Source organism: Telluria sp. AZSoR62, from assembly GCF_058111565.1.
The window spans coordinates 26,374-42,546 of sequence record NZ_JBYTST010000011.1 but is presented as its reverse complement, the minus strand read 5'-3'; the positions used below and the strand labels follow the sequence as shown (position 1 = coordinate 42,546).

Sequence of the window (16,173 nt, the reverse complement as noted above, 5' to 3'; positions counted from 1 at the left end):
TCATTGCTGCGCCCCCTGGCGCTGGCGCCGCCCTTCGCCCCGCCCTGCTCCCTCGCCGCGCGCACCGGCCGGACGGTCGCCCGGCAAGGTCACCTTGGCGCCGTCGCGCAGGCGGTCGGCGCCTTCCGTGATCACCTGCTCGCCCACCTTCAGGCCGGTGGCGATCTGGATCCGGTCCACCGTCGCCTGGCCGCGCGTGACCGCGCGTTGCGAGACCGTCTTGTCCTTGGCATTGAGCACGTAGACGAAGTCGCCGGCCGCGCCGTGGCGCAGCGCCGTGACCGGCACCACCACTGCGTCGTCGATGGTGTCGAGCTGGAGGCGCAGGTTGACGAACTGGCTGGGGAACAGCTTGTTGTCGCTATTGGAGAAGCGCGCTTTGGCGCGTACGGTGCCGGTCTGGACATCCACCTGGTTGTCCAGGGCGAAGAAGCTGCCCGAGGCCAGGGTGGTGGTGCGGGTGCGGTCCAGGGCAATCGCCGTCAGTTTCGCCTTTTGCGCGATGCGGCCCTGCAGCGCGGGCACGCCGTCCTGCGGCACCGCGAATTCGACGTCGATCGGCGAGAGCTGGGTGATCACGGCGATGCCGTTGGCGTCGCTGCTTCCGACCAGGTTGCCGATGTCGACGGTGCGCAGGCCGACCCGCCCGGAGATCGGCGCTTTCACCTGGGTGTAGCTGACGTTGAGCTGGGCGATGCCTTCGGCGGCGCGGTCGGTCATCACGGTGCCTTCGAGCTGCTTGACCAGCGCCGCCTGGGTATCGACTTCCTGGCGCGCGATCGAGTCCTGCTCGAGCAGGGTGCGGTAGCGCGACAAGGTCAGGCGCGCGCTTTCCAGCTGCGCTTCGTCGCGCTGGCGCTGGCCGCGCGCCTGCAGCAGCGCCATCTCGAAGGAACGCGCATCGACCGTGGCCAGCACCTGCCCTGCCCGCACCATCTGTCCTTCTTCGAAGTTGATTTTTTGGAGCACGCCCGAGACCTGCGGTCGCACGGTCGCGTTCGCGGCGGCCACCACGGTGCCCAGCGCGTCGATGGTGACCGGGATGTCGAGCAGCTCGGCCGTTGCGACGCCGACCGTGGTCGCTCCGCCGCCGCGCCCGCCGCGGCCACCGCCACCGCCGCCCCCACCCGGCCCGCCGCCACCGCCGCCGGCTGCACGCTGTCCCGTCGCGCCCGGAGGACCGCCGGCGCCGGCCGCGCCGCCTGCCGGCCGGTGGGTCAGGTACCAGGCCAGCGCGGCCAGGCCGATCATGGCCAGCACCGCGACGACGGTGCCGACCAGACGCTTGTTGCGCTTGGGCGGCGCAGGCGGTGGACTGGTGAGGGCAGACTTCTGGGGTGGGTTCGACTCCATGCTCATCCTTGTTTTTTCGGCCAACATGCAATTTGTACAATACGGATGAGAAAAGGTTAGCACGCTACCCCGGCTTCATATGTTTCGTAACGTACATTGCGCGCACCGGCTTGTTACAAGCGCGGGACAGGCTTTACACCGATTTACACGGGTACGCCGGCTCCCCGGGCGTAAACGCAAAACGGGCGCGGAAATCGTTCCGCGCCCGTCCTGGCTGGCCTCGTATCCGGTTACAAACCGGCTACAAATCTCTTCATGGCGTGCCGCACATGCAGTGGGTGACGGCGGCAAACGGCTTGCGGCCGTCGGCCACGTCGCGCAGGAAGGCCATGTCGTCCATCACCTGGGCCGCCGTACCGGCCGGCAGCGCCGCGTCGATCAGGCCGAGCTTGATCTGGATGTTCAGCGCCTGCACGCTCGAGGCGCCCATCATGTTCAGGAAGCGCTCGACCTTGTTGACCGGACGCTCGACATAGGCCACGCGGTAGTCCGCGCCGAGCTTGGCGCGCTTGGCGGCCGAGTTGAGGGCGTCGCGGTAATTGCCAAGGCGGTCGACCAGGCCGCGCTCCTTGGCCTGGGCGCCGGTCCAGACCCGGCCCTGCCCCACTTCGTCGATTTTCGCGGCCGTGGTCTTGCGCGCCGCGGCGGCCTTGGTGGTGAACTCGCTGTAGACGTGGTTGATGCTGCTCTGGATCAGCTGGGTGAAGCGCGGGTCGATCGGGCGCAGCGGGTTGTAGGCGTCGGCCAGCCAGGTGGTGGTGTAGCCGCCGGTGTGGATGCCCAGCTTGTCGCTGACTTTCTCGGCGGTCGGCAAGATGGTGAACACGCCGATCGAGCCGGTGATGGTGGCCGGGTCGGCGATGACTTCGTCGGCCGCCATCGAGATCCAGTAGCCGCCGGACGCGGCCACGCTGCCCATCGACACCACCACCGGCTTGCCGGCGGCGCGGGTCAGTTCCAGCTCGCGCCGGATCAGTTCCGAGCCATAGGCGCTGCCGCCGGGCGAATCGACGCGCAGCACGATGGCCTTGACCTGTTCGTCCTCGCGCGCCTGGCGGATCAGGTTGGCGGTGGTGAGGCCGCCGACCACGCCCGGACCGCTCGTGCCTTCGGTGATGTTGCCCGAGGCGACGATCACGCCCACGGCGTCGCCGAAGGGCTTCTGCGGGTGGCGGCCCAGATAGTCCTGGTAGCCGACCTGGCGGAAGGACTTGATGCCCTCGTCGTAGGCGCCGCGCTTGACCAGCATGTCGCGGATCTCGTCGCGGGTCTTGAGGCCGTCGACCAGCTTGATGTTCTGGGCCGCCCTGGCGGCGCTGCCGCCGGCCGCTTCCATCTGCTGCGGCAGGGTTTCGATCCATTTGGCGATCGCGCCGCCCGGGAGCTTGCGGTTCTTCTCGACCTGGGCCGTGTAGTCCTGCCACAGCGCGTTGTACAGGAAGCTGTCGGCTTCCTGGGCCGCTTCGGACGGGCCGTTGGCGATATACGGCTCGGCAAAGCTCTTGTAGGTACCGACCTTGATCAGGTTGACCGTCACGCCCAGCTTGTCGAGGGCGTCGCGGTAGTAGTTGCGGCGCCCGCCGAAGCCTTCGATCATCACCATGCCCATCGGGTGGACATAGACTTCGTCGGCGTGCGAGGCCACCAGGTAGCGCTTCTGGTCGTACATCCCGCCCCAGGCGATGACCTTTTTGCCGGAGGCCTTGACGCGGTCGATGCCGGCGCCGATCTCGCGCAGCATGGCCATGCCGCCGCCATCCATTTGGTCCAGCAGCAGGACCACGGTGGTGATCTGCTTGTCCTTGGCCGCTTCGTCCAGCACGCGCAGCACGTCGCGCAGGCGCACGCTGCGCTTGCTGTCGCCGCCGACGCTGTCGAGCAGGGTGTCGGGGAAGCTGGTTTCGTGCTGCTCCACCAGGTCGCCCTTGAGTTCCAGCACCAGCGCGCTCTTGTCGCCGATCGGCTTGACGCCGCCGGAGAAGGCCACGACCAGGATCACCAGCGCGATCAGCAGGAACAGCAGGTTCATCACGGTGCGGCGGGTAAAGTCGACCGCATTCCACACCATGCGCAAACCGCGCCCCAGCGCACTAAAAGGTTTAAAAGCCATTCATACTCCACAGGTCAGTAAATTTGTAGCACTCAGGCCGCTAGCGCGGCACGCCCGGCGCCTTCCTTGTGCGAAATCGCGTATAGGCCGGCAAAGACGAGTATGCCATTTACCATAAGCAATTCCAGCCCGAGGCGGTAGGAACCAAGCAGGTGTTCCTGATTGTACTCAAGGACAGCGCAAAGAATCGGTGCGCCGATCGTAATGAACGGGACAAGATGGTCGCTCAGGGAGCGGCGGGTCATCATGCCGAAGGCGAACAGGCCCAGCAGCGGCCCGTAGGTATAGGCCGCCAGCTTCAGGATGACCACGATCATGCTCGGGTTGTCGGCCAGCTTGAAGCCCATCACCAGGAGCAGGAAGACCGCGGCAAAGCCCAGGTGCACGCGGCGGCGCAGCGTTTCCTTGGCGGCTTCCGTCATGTCGGTGCGGCGCTTGATGCCGAGGATGTCGATGCAGAACGACGAGGTCAGCGCGGTAATGGCGCCGTCCGCGCTCGGGAACAGCGCCGAGATCAGGGCGATCAGGAAGATGATCTGCACCGTGGCAGGCAGGTGTCCCATCACCACGGCCGGGAAGATCTTGTCGCCGGTGGCGGTCACGCCGGCCACTGGCGCATACAGGTACAGCAGGCCGCCCAGGAACAGGAAGCTCATCAAGACCACCACCAGCACGGCGGTCAGGGTCAGCAGATTCTTCTGCGAATCCTTGAGCGTCTTGACCGAGATCGTCTTCTGCATCATTTCCTGGTCCATGCCGGTCATGGTCAGCACGATGAAGATGCCGGCCACGATCTGCTTGAGGAAGAAGTTCGGGCTGTCGAAGTCCGTGGTAAAGATGCGCGCCAGGCCCTGTGACTGCATCTGGTTCAGGCTTTCCGGGATCGACATGCCCAGCTCGCCGAGCAGGAACCAGACGCAGGCGAACAGGCCGAACAGCATGCAGGTGGTCTGCAGGGTGTCGGTCCAGACGATGGTCTTCACGCCGCCCTGGTAGGTGTACAGCAGGATCATGCCCAGGATGACGAGCGTGGTGATCCAGAACGGCACGCCCAGGCTGTCGAGGATGATCGCCTGCAGGATGTTCACGACCAGGTACAGGCGCGCGGTCGCGCCCAGGAGGCGCGAGATGATGAAGAAGCCCGCCCCGCTCTGGTAGGCGCGGCGCCCGAGGCGCAGGTCGAGGTAATGGTAGATCGAGGTCAGGCCGAGGCGGTAGTACAGCGGCAGCAAAATGTAGGCGACGGCGATATAGCCCAACACATAGCCGATCAGGATCTGGGCGTAGCCGAATGCGTCGCTGCCGACAGCACCGGGCACGCTGATGAAGGTGGCGCCGGACAAGGTGGTGCCGACCATGCCGAAGGCGACCAGCATCCAGTTGCTGCTCTTGTTACCGATGAAGAAGCTGTCGTTGTTGGCGTTGCGGGAAGTGGCCCAGGCGACGGCGAGCAGGAGCGCGAAATAGCCGATGAGGATGCAGAACAGTAATACCGGGGACATGGAATTCCAATGCAGTTGTCGTGTCGCCCAGCAATATACACCCAAGCGTCCTCACCGGGAACAAGGCCCCGGCCCACCACTGCCCCGCTTCTCAGGCTTCTTCGCCCTGCACGCGCTGGAAAGGCCCGATGCAGGTTTCCATGGTTTCGTCGGCGCACATCAGGAACAGGGCGCCAGAGGGATGGAAGCGGATGAAATTGGTGGCCTTGGTGCCGACCTTCATGACCGCGCCGGCGCAGTCTTTCTTGCCGTTGTCTTTCGTGATCTGGTCGTCGAGCCGGTAGAAACCCTTGGCGCTGGGCTTGTCGGGAATGCGGTAGGCGCTCTCGGAGACTTCTTCGGCGCTGGTCACGAGCGTGGTGCCGTCGGCGCGGAAGCGGTAGGTTTCCGAGCAGCTCAGGTCGGGCAGGTTGAGCTTCCAGATGCCCAGGATGGGATGGTCGGACGGAGGGGCGGCGTGGGAGGGAGCGGCCAGGAGCAAGGGCAAGGCCAGTACTGCGGAAGAAACTGCGGCAAATACGCGCATGGCAGGCTCCGATGGCTTCACGTCGTGCGGGGCGGATGCCCCGTCAGCCCGCGCAGGCAGGCGATGACATTATGTCATTGGCGCCGCAGGGGTGGCGCACGGGGTGCGTCGGTGTGCGGGCAGCAAACGTTGATGGACGCGCGAACGGTTTGCCGACAACCTGGGTTCCGGCCTACGCCGGAACCCAGGTTCATGCCGCAACCGCCAGGACTTATTCCTTCGCCTTGGCCGGGCGACGTCCACGCGGCGCGGCGCTACGCGCAGCCGGCTTGCGCGCCGGGCGCCCTGCCGACTTCTTGCGCGGCGCGCTACCTTCGGCGACATTGCCATCGACATCGTCGCTGGTGTCGTCCTCGTAATCGTCGTCCGCATCGCTCGCCATTGCCGGCGCAGGCGTTGGCGCCGGTGTCGGTTCGACTGGCGGCGTGATCGTTTCCTCAGCGACCGCGGCGGCAGCCTTGCGCGCCGCAGGCTTGCGCGGCGCACGGCGGCGTTCCTTGGCAGCGGCCGGCTCCGGCTCGGGCTCGACCGCTTCCGGAGCCGCCAGCTCGACGGCTTCCTGTGCCGCACGTGCATCGTGCGCGGCGCGCTCTGCTTCTTCCGGCGCCGCGACAGGTGCTTCCGCTTCCTGCGGTGCCGGTGCTGCATCGCGATAGCTCTTGCGGCCGCCACGGCCGCGGCCGCGCGGCTCCGGCCTGGTGTCGACCGGCTCGGCGAGTTCCGTTTCCTGCTCGGCCGGTTCCGCGGCAACCGCCTCCGGCGCCGTGCGTTCGGCGGATTCGCCGCGTCCCGAGCCCTTGTTGCGGCCACCGCGGCTGCGGCGGCGCGGTTCGCCACGGCCCTCGACGGCGGCATCGCCCTCGTCGGCCTGTGCGCCCGCTTCCTCGTCGCCGCTGTCGGCCGCCACCACCAGTTCCGGCGCCGGCATCGCGACGGGGGCATTGGCGCTGCGGAAGACATAGGTGCCGGATTTCTCGTCGCGGCCGAATTCGAACAGGCCGCGGGTCTGCGCTTCTTCCAGCAGGTTGCCGAAGGTGCGGAAGCCGTAATAGGTTTCCGAGAAGTCCGGACGGCGGCGCTTGAGGGTGTCCTTCAGCAGCGAGGCCCAGATCTTGCCGGTGTCGCCGCGCTCGGACGTGAGGGCGTCGAAGGTCTCGACCACCATCTCGAGCGCCTGCACCTTGCGCGCCTCGAGTTCTTCCTTGCGCTTGTCGTCGGTCGGGCGGCGGTTGTTCTGCGGCGCGGCCTTGCGCTCGTCGCGCTTGGCGGCGGCGCGGCGCACTTCGCGCACCAGGTCGTCGTAGAAGATGAATTCGTCGCAGTTCGCCACCAGGAGGTCGGAGGTCGACTGCTTGACGCCCACGCCGATGACCCGCTTGGCGTTTTCGCGCAGCTTGGACACCAGCGGCGAGAAGTCGGAGTCGCCCGAGATGATCACGAAGGTGTCGACGTGCGACTTGGTGTAGCACAGGTCGAGCGCATCGACCACCAGGCGGATGTCGGCCGAGTTCTTGCCGGACTGGCGCACGTGGGGGATCTCGATCATCTCGAAATTGGCCTCGTGCATCGGGGCCTTGAAGGCCTTGTAGCGGTCCCAGTCGCAATAGGCTTTCTTGACGACGATGCTGCCCTTGAGCAGCAGGCGCTCGAGCACCGGGCGGATGTCGAATTTTTCGTAGTTGGCGTCGCGCACGCCGAGCGCGACGTTTTCGAAGTCGCAGAACACCGCCATGCTGATGTTGTCGGAAGAAGCCATGAGTTGTTTTTTTCTATTGATGTGTGGACAAATCGTCGGTGAATTATACGCAACACGCCCCGCTTCGCACGCAACGCGCGAAAGCGCCGCGCCGCGCAGGCATGGAAGCGCCGGCGTTCAGGCCCCCCGGCGTTGGGCAGCCGCCCGTCACAGGCGCGCCAGGGTCTCGTCGTCGGGCTCGCCGTCGAAGTACTTGTCGATGCAGGCCTGGAACACCGCCTCGTCCGGCGCCACGTCGGCGAACAGCGTCATCGAGGACCGGAATTTCATCGTGTCGGGCTGGCCGAAGATCTCCTCGGCCGAGCGGTCCTCGAGGGCGGCCACGATCGCCGCGCATTCGCGCAGGCGCGGACCCAGCACCGGATGCTCGAGATAGGCCGCGGCCTCGTCGCCGTTGCGCAGCGCATAGCGGCGCGCCATCTCGCTCTGCCCGAGCCCGGCGATCTGGGGAAAGATGAACCACATCCAGTGCGTGCGCTTGTGCCCGGCGCGCAGCTCGGCAACGGCCGTGCCGTACACCGGCGCCTGTGCCTGGACGAAGCGTTCCAGGTCGAATTCGGTTTCCATGATTTGCTCCTCCCAGTCGGACAAATGCTACAACTTTCCCCCAATTTGCTAAAGTGCGGCACGATGAATAGCGAACACCTCACCCTCCTGCTGGAACGCGACATGCCCTATGGGAAGTACCAGGGGCGCAAGATCGCCGACCTTCCCGGCCACTACCTTGGCTGGTTCGCCCGCGAAGGCTTCCCGCGCGGCGAACTGGGCCAGCTGCTCGCCCTGATGTACGAACTCGACCACAACGACCTGCGCAGCCTGCTCGACCCGCTGCGCGCAGGCCGTGCCCGGAGCCGCTGACGAGCAGCCTGTCTACTGGCCGGGCGGCGTAGGCTGCGCCACGGGATGCAGGAATACACTGAAGAAGGCGTCCTCGCCCTGGCCCGCCAGGCCGGTCGTCATGTCGACGCGGAACTCGCGGCCTTGCCGGTCATGGACGATGCGCTCGACCCGCCGGTCCAGCATGGGCAGGCGGCCCGCCTGGCGAAACGCATGCAGGCCCCTGCCGAAGCTGTCCCGGTAGCGCTCGGGCACCACCAGTTCGGCGACCGGCCAGCCCAGCGCTTCCTGCCGGCGCCAGCCGAACATGCGCTCGGCCGCGTGGTTCCAGTCGACCACCAGCCCGCGCTGGTCGACGCCGACGAAGGCGTCCGCGGCGGTATCGAGGATGGCGTTGATGCGCTGCTCGCTGGCGCGTACTGCGCCCAGCGCGCGTTCGAGCTCGCCGGTGCGTTCCTCGACGCGCCGCTCCAGGGTCAGGTTCAGCTCGCGCAAGTGCGCCCGCTCGCGCACCAGATCAGTCACCAGCTGGTTCAGTGCGCCGGAGAGCTCCTGCACTTCGTGGTAGTCGCGCGGATTCGGCACCAGCTGCACGGCCTCGCCGCGCTGCAGTCGCCCGGCCGATTCGGCCAGCGCGCCGAGCGGACGGGTGATGCGGCCCGCTACCAGCAAGCCGGCCAGCGAAAACAGCACCGCCAGCGCCGCGCCGCTCCACAAAGCCCGTTCGCGCAGGCGGCGCACCGGCGCATAGGCATCCTCGACATCCTGGCGCACCAGCACGGTCCAGCCCAGGCCAGGGTAGGCAGCCCGCCCCATGGTGGCGCCGTAGCCGACCAGGTAGGACAGGCCATCGGGCCACTGCTCGATGCGGTAGCCGGTGCGCTTTTCCCGCGCCAGGCGCAGGCTGACCGGATCGATCGTGCGTCCCTGCAGGCCGGGCGGGCCAAGCAGCACCAGTCCCTCCTTGCTCACGATCAGCGCCTGCACCCGGCCGCGCGCCTGCACAGGTGCGATGATCGAGCGCTCGACGTCGCGCGCCCACTGCCAGGACAGGTGCACGCCCAGCACGCCAGCGGCTCGCCCGTCAACGCCGGTGTAGGGAAAGGCGACGTCCACGAAGCGGCGCGGCTCGCCGTTCTCGCCCGGCAGCAGTTTGGCCAGCTTGACCGCCTCGTGCACGTCGCCCACATAGGTTCCCGTCAGCGCATTCCTGAACCAGGGGCGCTGCGATACGTCCACCCCTTCAAGCAGTCCGCGCGCCTCGACGATCACCTTGCCGTCCAGGCCCGCCATGCCGATCCAGTCGTAGTAGCCGTAGGTGCGCCGGATGTCGGCGAGGATCTGGCGCCGCTCGGCCAGCCGAAGGCGAGGATCGCGCAGGTCGCGGCGCTGCGCCATGAGGCCGACTTCGCGGTAGCGCTCGCTCATACCACGGTCGAGCTTGTCGGCAGTCTGGCGCGCCAGCTCCCCCAGCCCGTGGCCGATGCTCTCCTTGACCTGCTCGGTGGCGGCGCGTTCGACGACCTCGACCAGCAGCAGGGTCAGGATCACGCTCATCAGCGAGAACGCCAGGGCGAGCCAGGCGCCGAGGCTGCGTCGCCCTCTCAGGGCGGGAAGGGAGGAATGTGTGGCCATGGACATCGCAGGTCGTAACAATTGCGCTAGAGTAACATGCCCAGGCGGCGCTGCCGCACGGCTGGCGCGGATTTCCGGTAAACTACACTGTTACAGCAACACGCTCCTACCACGAGAAACGTTATGCCCGCCCTGCCCACCCTGCCCGCCAGCGACCAGCTGCTCGATTACGTCACTTCGTGCGCCCTGCCGACCCCATGGGCGCAGTTCACGCTGCACGCCTTCGTCGAGCATTCCACCGGCAAGGAACACCTGGCGATGGTGCTGGGCGACGTCGGCGACGGCGCGCCGGTGCTGGCGCGCGTGCACTCCGAATGCCTGACCGGCGACGTGCTGTTCTCGCAGCGCTGCGACTGCGGCGCCCAGCTCGAAGGCGCGCTGCAGCGCATCGCCGAGGAAGGCCGCGGCGTGCTGCTCTACCTGCGCCAGGAAGGCCGCGGCATCGGTCTGCTCAACAAGATCCGCGCTTACCGCCTGCAGGAAGCCGGCGCCGACACGGTCGAGGCCAACCTGCAGCTGGGCTTCCATGCCGACGCCCGCAACTACGAGCTGTGCCAGCTGATGCTGGCGCATTTCGGCGTGCGCTCGCTGCGCCTGATGACCAACAACCCGCGCAAGATCGATGCCCTCACCCGCCTGGGCATCGAGGTGGCCGACCGCGTGCCGCTGCTGGTGAACCGCAACGCCTTCAACAACACCTACCTCGACACCAAGCAGGCCAAGCTCGGTCACATGATGACCCCGGCCGCCGTCGTGGAACCCGGCGCGGCCTAACGCGCGCGCGCAGCGGCTGTCCAGTGGCAAGATAGGGATTCGTCTTGCTATAAAGTGAATGCATGAAACGCAAAGCCGTTGCCCTGCTCCTGGCTTGCCTGGCCGCCGGCGCCCTTGCCGCGCAGGCCCAGCGGCCGACCCGGCCTGCAGCGGGCGCGGGGCCGGCTGTCAACCGGGCTGCCGCGCCGCCCCACCTGCCGCCGTCCGCGCCGCCCGGCCTCACGCCGTCCGCCCCCGCGCCGGGCGAAGTCGACGCCCAGGAAGCCCTGCCCCTGCCCTCGTCGGCAGCCCAGGACTTGTATGCCTCGGCGCGCGGCGACCTGCTGCAGATCCGCATGCTGCTCAAGAACGGGCGCACCCAGTCCACGGTCGGCTCGGGCTTCCTGGTCGGCGCCGGCAACCTGGTGGTCACCAACTACCACGTGGTGTCGCAACTGGCGCTCGACCCGGACGTCTACACGGCCGAATTCGTCGACACCGACGGCAACAGCGGCCCGGTGGAGCTGATGGCGGTGGACGTGCTGCACGACCTGGCCGTGGTGCGCGTCGATCGCAAGGGCAGCGGCTTCTTCAAGCTGCCCGACCGGCCGCTGCGCCTGAACCAGGGGCAGCGGCTGTACTCGCTCGGCAATCCGCTCGACCTCGGGTTCGCGATCTCGGAAGGCGCCTACAACGGCATCGTCACGCGCAGCTTCTATGACCAGCTGATCTTCAGCGGCACCATCAATTCCGGCATGAGCGGGGGTCCGAGCGTGACCGGCAACGGGCTGGTGGCCGGCGTGAACGTCTCCAAGCGGCGCGACGGCGAATCGGTCAGCTTCCTGGTACCGGTGAAGTATGCGCAGGAGTTGCTGCGCAAGGTCGAGTCCCAGCTGCGGCCACCGAAGGACTTCAACCCCGTGATCGCCGGCCAGCTCCTGACGCACCAGCGCGCCATGGTCGACCGCCTGCTCGACGAACCGCTGGCCATCAAGAGCATGGGGCCCTACCTGGTGCCGGTGCGCGAATCGGGCCAGCTGCGCTGCTGGGGACGCTCGAACGTGAAGGCGGCCACTGCTTATACGTCCGACGCGATGAGCTGCGCGATGGAGGCGGCGGTCTACGTGTCGGCGGCCCAGCAGACCGGGCATGTGTCGATGACCCACCAGTACATCCGCTCCGACAACCTGCACCCCCTGCCCTTCGCGGCCCTGGCCAGCCGCTTGTTCCGCACCGACCAGCCGCGCGGGGCCGGCGACGCGCGCCTGACCAAGCCGCATTGCACCGAGCACTTCGTGCACACCCGCACCCTGCCGCTGCGCGCGGTCACCTGCGTGCGCGCCTACCGCAAGTTCGAAGGCCTGTACAACTTCACCCTGCTCACGGCCAGCACGGACGCGGCCGAATCGAGCCTGCAGAGCCGGCTCGACATCTCCGGCGTCTCTTACGACAACGGCATGCGCGTCACGCGCGCCTTCCTCGGCGCCTTCGGGCGCAACGGGCGCCGATGACCGGGCACGCGCCGCAGCAGCAGGACGGCCCCTGGACCATCGAGATGCTGGCCCGCAGCGGCGAGGTGCTGCACCGCCACCGCGCCACGCGCCTGCCGATCCGGGTCGGCCGCGCCTACGACAACGACTTCATCGTCGACGACGATTACGCGGCGGCCCACCACGTGGAAATCGATGCCGGCGAGGACGGCGCCCTGGTGCTGCGCGACCTGGGCAGCCGCAACGGCGTGGTGCACGCGGGGCGCCGGGTGCAGCAGGTGGTCATGGGCGGGGACACCGTGGTGCGCATGGGCCACACCTCGCTGCGGGTGCGCCCGGCCGGCTTCCCGGTGCCGCCCGAGATGGTCGACCGCACCATGCACGGCTGGGAAGGCCTGCTGCCGGGAGCTGCGGGCGTGCTGCTGGCGGCGCTGGTGGCGCTGCTGGTGGCCTGGCTGCTCGACGCCCAGCCCTTCGAGCTGCTGTACTACGTGCAGGCGCCGGCCTGGGGCATCGGCGCGGCGCTGTTGTGGAGCAGCCTGTGGGCTTTCCTGAACCGCCTGTTCGGGCGCCATGCGCGCCTGGGACGCCACCTGTTCATCTTCGGCTGCGGGGTGGCGGCGCTGGTCGGCGTGCGCCTGCTCGCCAGCGTGCTGGCCTATGCGGGCTCCTTCGAATGGCTCACGCGCTACGGCTCGCATGCGGCGGCGGCGACCGTCGCCGGCATCGTCTATTTCCACCTCGCGACCATCCGGCCTCCGCTGCGGCGGCGCCTGCGCGCGCTGTGCGCGGCCATGGCCCTCCTCGGCTCGGGGCTGGTGCTGATCGCCAACGAGCAGCGGCACGGACGCACCGCCGACGAACTGTACATGTCGGTGCTGCTGCCGCCGCAGCTGCGGGCCAGCCCGGACGCCACGGTGGCGGACTACATGGGCTCGGTCGCGGCCATGCGCTCGGACATCGACGCCGAGCGCGCCGGGCATGCCGAGGGCGGCAACTGAGCAGGCCGCGCGCCGGCAGGCAGCCATGCGAGCCGCTTTGACAAGCGCCGGCCGATCGCCGATCATCGCTCATCCTTCTTTCCCCTGCGCCGATGAACAGCAACCGAAGCAAGCGTGCCGCCGCCATGGCCTGGGTCCTGTTCTGGGCCCTGATGGTACTGGTCGCGGTCCAGGACTACCGGCGCGACGGCGGCAGCGCCTACTGGCAGCCGGTGCTGTGGGAGCTGTCCTCGGCGCTGGTCGCCACCCTGCTGCTGCTGGTCCAGCGCCGCGCGAACGCGCACACCGACGCCCTGATCGCCACCCCCGCGCGCTGGTTCGCACGCCAGGCGCTGCTGCTGCCCTTGTACTGGATCGCCTTCGTGCCGCTGGTCTTTGGCATCCGCCACGCGGTGTATGCGCTGGCCGGCGTCCGGTACGAGCACGAGTCCTGGCCCCAGGTGTTCGTGTATGAATCCCTGAAGATCACGGTCTTCATCGGGTTGTTTACCGTGATCGGCTTCGGTCTGCTGTCCTACCGCGAGCTGCTCGGCGCGCGCCTGCGCGCGGAGCAAAGCAATGCCCTGCTGCGCGAAGCGCAACTGCAGTCGCTGGCGCGCCAGATGCAGCCGCACTTCCTGTTCAATGCCCTCAACACGGTCTCCTCGCTGATGCACGTCGACGTCGCCCGCGCCGACGCGATGCTGGTGCGCCTGGCCGACATGCTGCGCGCCACGCTGGCGCTCGGCGAACGCACGCAAGCGACGCTGGCCGAGGAATTGCGCCTGGCCCGGGGCTATGCGGGCGTGATGGAAGAGCGCTTCGCCGGCCGGGTGCACATCGACTGGCAGATCGCCGACGAGGTGCTGGAGGTGCTGCTGCCCGCCGTCAGCCTGCAGCCGCTGCTGGAGAACGTGTTCAAGCACACGGTGGAACGGCGCCGCGAGCCCACCCGCATCGCGGTCAGCGCCCTGCGCGACGGCGCGCACCTGGTGCTGCGGGTCGAGGACGATGCCGGCCTGCTCGCGGAGAATGCGCCGGGCATCGGCCTGGCCAACCTGCGCACGCGCCTGGCCGCCCTGCATGGCGATGCCGCCGGCGTCTGCCTCACCCAGCTCGCGCCTACCGGCGTGCGCGCGGAACTGCGGCTGCCATGCGCATCCTGATCGTCGACGACGAGCGCCCGGCGCGCGCGCGCCTGCGCCGCATGCTGGAACAGGAAGCCGGCATCGAGGCCATCGGCGAAGCGGGCGACGGCCTCGAAGCGATGGCGATGCTCGCTGCGTTCCGACCCGATGCGCTGCTGCTCGACATCGAGATGCCCGGCTTGTCGGGCATCGATCTGGCCGCTTCCCTGCCCACCCCGGCACCGCAGGTGGTGTTCGTGACGGCCTACGACGCCTATGCGCTGCGCGCGTTCGACGCCGGCGCCATCGACTACCTGCTCAAGCCCTTCGACCAGCTGCGCCTGCGGCGCGCGCTGGAGCGCCTGCTCGAACGCCGCGCCGGCGGCACGGCACGATCCCAGGGCGCCGGCCTGCCGCCCGCCAACCTGCTGGTGAGCGAGCGCGGCGCCACCCGGGTGGTGCCGGTGGCGGGGATCGAGTGGCTGGAGACGGCCGACAATTACGTGGTGCTACATTCGGCCGGCGCACAACCGCTGCTGCGCCAGACCCTGGCCGGGCTGCTCGAGCGCATCGGAGCCGGCTTCGTGCGCTGCCACCGGCGCGCCGCGGTGCGCATCGCCTGCATCGCGCGCATCCATCCGCTGGACAAGGGCGATTGCGAGCTGGTATTGATCAGCGGCGCGCGGGTGCCGTGCAGCCGCCAGTTCCGCCAGGCGGTGCTGGATGCCCTCTCGCAATCCGGCTCGCCCCACGCGGCGCCCGCTTCGCCACAAAACAGTCGCGCCATCGAGTGAGCCGCGGCAGTCTGGCCGCTCTTCCTTTTCGAGAGCGCACCATGACCATCCAGCAGCAGGGCAACGCCCGCCTGTATTTCCTCGACTGGGTACGCATCCTGGCGTTTTTCTTGCTGGTCCTTTACCACGTGGGGATGTATTACGTGAGCTGGGACTGGCACGTGAAAAGCCCCTTAGCCGGCGCCGGCCCGGAACCCTTCATGCAGCTATCCTCGCCCTGGCGCCTCGGCCTGCTGTTCTTCGTCGCCGGCGCCGGCGCCAGCCTGGTGCTCGCGCGCGTGAAGACGGCCGCTTTCCTGCGCCGGCGCAGCAGCCGCCTGCTGGCGCCGCTACTGTTCGGGATGCTGGTGATCGTGCCGCCGCAAGCCTACCTGGAAGTGGTCGAGAAACTCGGCTACGGCGAGGGCTACGGCGCCTTCATGCGCCTCTACCTGAGCGGCTACGACGGTTTTTGCCGCGAAGACTGCCTGATCATGCCGACCTGGAACCACCTGTGGTTCGTGGCCTACCTGTGGATATATTCGGTGCTGCTGGCTGGCTGCCTGGCCCTGCCCGGCGCACGCTTCGACCGGCTGGCGGTCGGTGTCGGCAAGCTCTTGCACGGCTGGCGCATCGTCGCCCTGCCGGCAGCCGTGCTGGCGCTGGCGCGCGTGCTGCTGGTCGAGCGTTTCCCGACCACCCATGCAGTGGTGGACGACTGGTATAACCATGCCTCGTCCTTCCTTCCCTTCCTGCTCGGCGCCCTGGTGGCGCGGGTACCGGGGTTCTGGGCGCGGCTGCCGCCCTTGCGCTGGCATGCTCTGGCCATCGCCGCGACCGGATGGGCCGTGCTGCGGATCTGGGAGGCTGCGCCCGGCGGCGTACTAGCGCCACAGGCGGGGAGCCTGCTGCGCCCGGCGATGTACGCGCTGCATGGCTTGCTGGCCTGGTGCGCAATGGTGGCGGCCTGCGGGTTTGCGCGGCGTCACCTGGACCGCGACGGGCCTGCGCGCCGCTACCTGAACGAAGCCGTGTTCCCCGTGTATATCCTGCACCAGAGCCTGATCGTGGTGATTGCCCATGCGCTGCAGCCGGTGCGGATGAGGCCGGGTGTCGAGGCGATGGTGTTGGTGGTACTGACCCTCACCCTGGGTTTCGGGGTGTTCGAGATCGTGCGCCGCGTCGGGATGCTGCGGCCGCTGCTGGGCCTGGGACCGCGCCGGGAGGATCCGGAAGCGGCACGGCAGCTGAAGGCCGTGCCGGGTGAAGCGACTGCGGGCTGAACGACGCCCGCTCTGTTACAGCGACGACACTGGCGAGCGTGTCGGGCG

14 protein-coding genes are annotated in these 16,173 nt (G+C 68.2%); 7 read left to right on the top strand and 7 right to left on the bottom strand.

Annotation, left to right across the window (positions count from 1 at the left end; all coding sequences use genetic code 11):
- The 6 genes from AC3XQU_RS17150 to AC3XQU_RS17125 all read right to left on the bottom strand — a co-directional run bounded on the left by AC3XQU_RS17150 (position 1) and on the right by AC3XQU_RS17125 (position 7,814).
- Positions 1-1,353: an efflux RND transporter periplasmic adaptor subunit gene (locus AC3XQU_RS17150; protein ID WP_489875379.1), complete on the bottom strand. Its 1,353-nt coding sequence runs from the start codon at positions 1,351-1,353 to the stop codon at positions 1-3.
- A 253-nt stretch (positions 1,354-1,606) separates the two neighbouring features.
- On the bottom strand, positions 1,607-3,463 hold the full coding sequence (gene sppA / locus AC3XQU_RS17145) for a signal peptide peptidase SppA (protein WP_489875378.1): 1,857 nt from the start codon (positions 3,461-3,463) through the stop codon (positions 1,607-1,609).
- 32 nt (positions 3,464-3,495) lie between these two features.
- Positions 3,496-4,965 carry a sodium:solute symporter gene (locus AC3XQU_RS17140; protein WP_489875377.1) on the bottom strand — a complete coding sequence of 490 codons (1,470 nt, stop codon included), beginning with the start codon at positions 4,963-4,965 and terminating at the stop codon, positions 3,496-3,498.
- A gap of 91 nt (positions 4,966-5,056) precedes the next feature.
- Positions 5,057-5,491, bottom strand: coding sequence for a hypothetical protein (locus tag AC3XQU_RS17135; protein ID WP_489875376.1), 435 nt, complete (start codon positions 5,489-5,491; stop codon positions 5,057-5,059).
- A gap of 211 nt (positions 5,492-5,702) precedes the next feature.
- On the bottom strand, positions 5,703-7,247 hold the full coding sequence (locus AC3XQU_RS17130) for an NYN domain-containing protein (protein WP_489875375.1): 1,545 nt from the start codon (positions 7,245-7,247) through the stop codon (positions 5,703-5,705).
- Between the two features lie 147 nt (positions 7,248-7,394).
- The gene (locus tag AC3XQU_RS17125; protein WP_489875374.1) at positions 7,395-7,814 is read right to left on the bottom strand and encodes a DUF1810 domain-containing protein; all 420 of its coding nucleotides are present in this window, start codon (positions 7,812-7,814) and stop codon (positions 7,395-7,397) included.
- A gap of 63 nt (positions 7,815-7,877) precedes the next feature.
- On the opposite strand from AC3XQU_RS17125, the gene AC3XQU_RS17120 reads away from it, so the two are divergent.
- On the top strand, positions 7,878-8,105 hold the full coding sequence (locus AC3XQU_RS17120) for a DUF3820 family protein (RefSeq protein WP_489875373.1): 228 nt from the start codon (positions 7,878-7,880) through the stop codon (positions 8,103-8,105).
- 12 nt (positions 8,106-8,117) lie between these two features.
- On the opposite strand, the gene AC3XQU_RS17115 is transcribed toward AC3XQU_RS17120, so the two are convergent.
- A complete protein-coding gene (locus tag AC3XQU_RS17115; RefSeq protein ID WP_489875372.1) occupies positions 8,118-9,719 on the bottom strand; it encodes a cache domain-containing protein in 1,602 nt (533 codons plus the stop codon).
- Positions 9,720-9,842: 123 nt separating this feature from the next.
- Between AC3XQU_RS17115 and ribA the strand changes: the two genes are divergently transcribed.
- From ribA to AC3XQU_RS17085, 6 genes are all read left to right on the top strand, one after another.
- Positions 9,843-10,493 (top strand): GTP cyclohydrolase II, encoded by a 651-nt coding sequence (gene ribA, locus AC3XQU_RS17110; RefSeq protein WP_489875371.1) that lies wholly within the window; start codon positions 9,843-9,845, stop codon positions 10,491-10,493.
- Positions 10,494-10,555: 62 nt separating this feature from the next.
- Positions 10,556-11,983, top strand: a complete 1,428-nt coding sequence (locus AC3XQU_RS17105; protein WP_489875370.1) for a S1 family peptidase — start codon at positions 10,556-10,558, stop codon at positions 11,981-11,983.
- Positions 11,980-12,963 carry an FHA domain-containing protein gene (locus AC3XQU_RS17100; RefSeq protein WP_489875369.1) on the top strand — a complete coding sequence of 328 codons (984 nt, stop codon included), beginning with the start codon at positions 11,980-11,982 and terminating at the stop codon, positions 12,961-12,963. Before AC3XQU_RS17105 ends, AC3XQU_RS17100 begins: the two co-directional genes overlap by 4 nt.
- A 92-nt stretch (positions 12,964-13,055) precedes the next feature.
- Entirely contained in the window at positions 13,056-14,108 is a 1,053-nt protein-coding gene (locus AC3XQU_RS17095) for a sensor histidine kinase (RefSeq protein WP_489875368.1), read from the top strand.
- Positions 14,096-14,863: a LytR/AlgR family response regulator transcription factor gene (locus AC3XQU_RS17090; protein ID WP_489875367.1), complete on the top strand. Its 768-nt coding sequence runs from the start codon at positions 14,096-14,098 to the stop codon at positions 14,861-14,863. Before AC3XQU_RS17095 ends, AC3XQU_RS17090 begins: the two co-directional genes overlap by 13 nt.
- A 41-nt stretch (positions 14,864-14,904) precedes the next feature.
- Complete coding sequence (locus AC3XQU_RS17085) at positions 14,905-16,125, top strand: acyltransferase family protein (RefSeq protein ID WP_489875366.1); 1,221 nt, start codon at positions 14,905-14,907, stop codon at positions 16,123-16,125.
- Positions 16,126-16,173 lie beyond the last annotated feature (48 nt).

Bases quoted from the DNA above. Each gene is read 5' to 3' on its own strand.
- AC3XQU_RS17085 (WP_489875366.1), top strand. From the start codon at position 14,905: ATGACCATCCAGCAGCAGGGCAACGCCCGCCTGTATTTCCTCGACTGG.
- AC3XQU_RS17120 (WP_489875373.1), top strand. From the start codon at position 7,878: ATGAATAGCGAACACCTCACCCTCCTGCTGGAACGCGACATGCCCTAT.
- sppA (WP_489875378.1), bottom strand. From the start codon at position 3,463: ATGGCTTTTAAACCTTTTAGTGCGCTGGGGCGCGGTTTGCGCATGGTG.
- AC3XQU_RS17150 (WP_489875379.1), bottom strand. From the start codon at position 1,353: ATGGAGTCGAACCCACCCCAGAAGTCTGCCCTCACCAGTCCACCGCCT.
- AC3XQU_RS17095 (WP_489875368.1), top strand. From the start codon at position 13,056: ATGAACAGCAACCGAAGCAAGCGTGCCGCCGCCATGGCCTGGGTCCTG.
- ribA (WP_489875371.1), top strand. From the start codon at position 9,843: ATGCCCGCCCTGCCCACCCTGCCCGCCAGCGACCAGCTGCTCGATTAC.
- AC3XQU_RS17125 (WP_489875374.1), bottom strand. From the start codon at position 7,814: ATGGAAACCGAATTCGACCTGGAACGCTTCGTCCAGGCACAGGCGCCG.
- AC3XQU_RS17105 (WP_489875370.1), top strand. From the start codon at position 10,556: ATGAAACGCAAAGCCGTTGCCCTGCTCCTGGCTTGCCTGGCCGCCGGC.
- AC3XQU_RS17100 (WP_489875369.1), top strand. From the start codon at position 11,980: ATGACCGGGCACGCGCCGCAGCAGCAGGACGGCCCCTGGACCATCGAG.
- AC3XQU_RS17115 (WP_489875372.1), bottom strand. From the start codon at position 9,719: ATGGCCACACATTCCTCCCTTCCCGCCCTGAGAGGGCGACGCAGCCTC.
- AC3XQU_RS17090 (WP_489875367.1), top strand. From the start codon at position 14,096: ATGCGCATCCTGATCGTCGACGACGAGCGCCCGGCGCGCGCGCGCCTG.
- AC3XQU_RS17135 (WP_489875376.1), bottom strand. From the start codon at position 5,491: ATGCGCGTATTTGCCGCAGTTTCTTCCGCAGTACTGGCCTTGCCCTTG.
- AC3XQU_RS17130 (WP_489875375.1), bottom strand. From the start codon at position 7,247: ATGGCTTCTTCCGACAACATCAGCATGGCGGTGTTCTGCGACTTCGAA.
- AC3XQU_RS17140 (WP_489875377.1), bottom strand. From the start codon at position 4,965: ATGTCCCCGGTATTACTGTTCTGCATCCTCATCGGCTATTTCGCGCTC.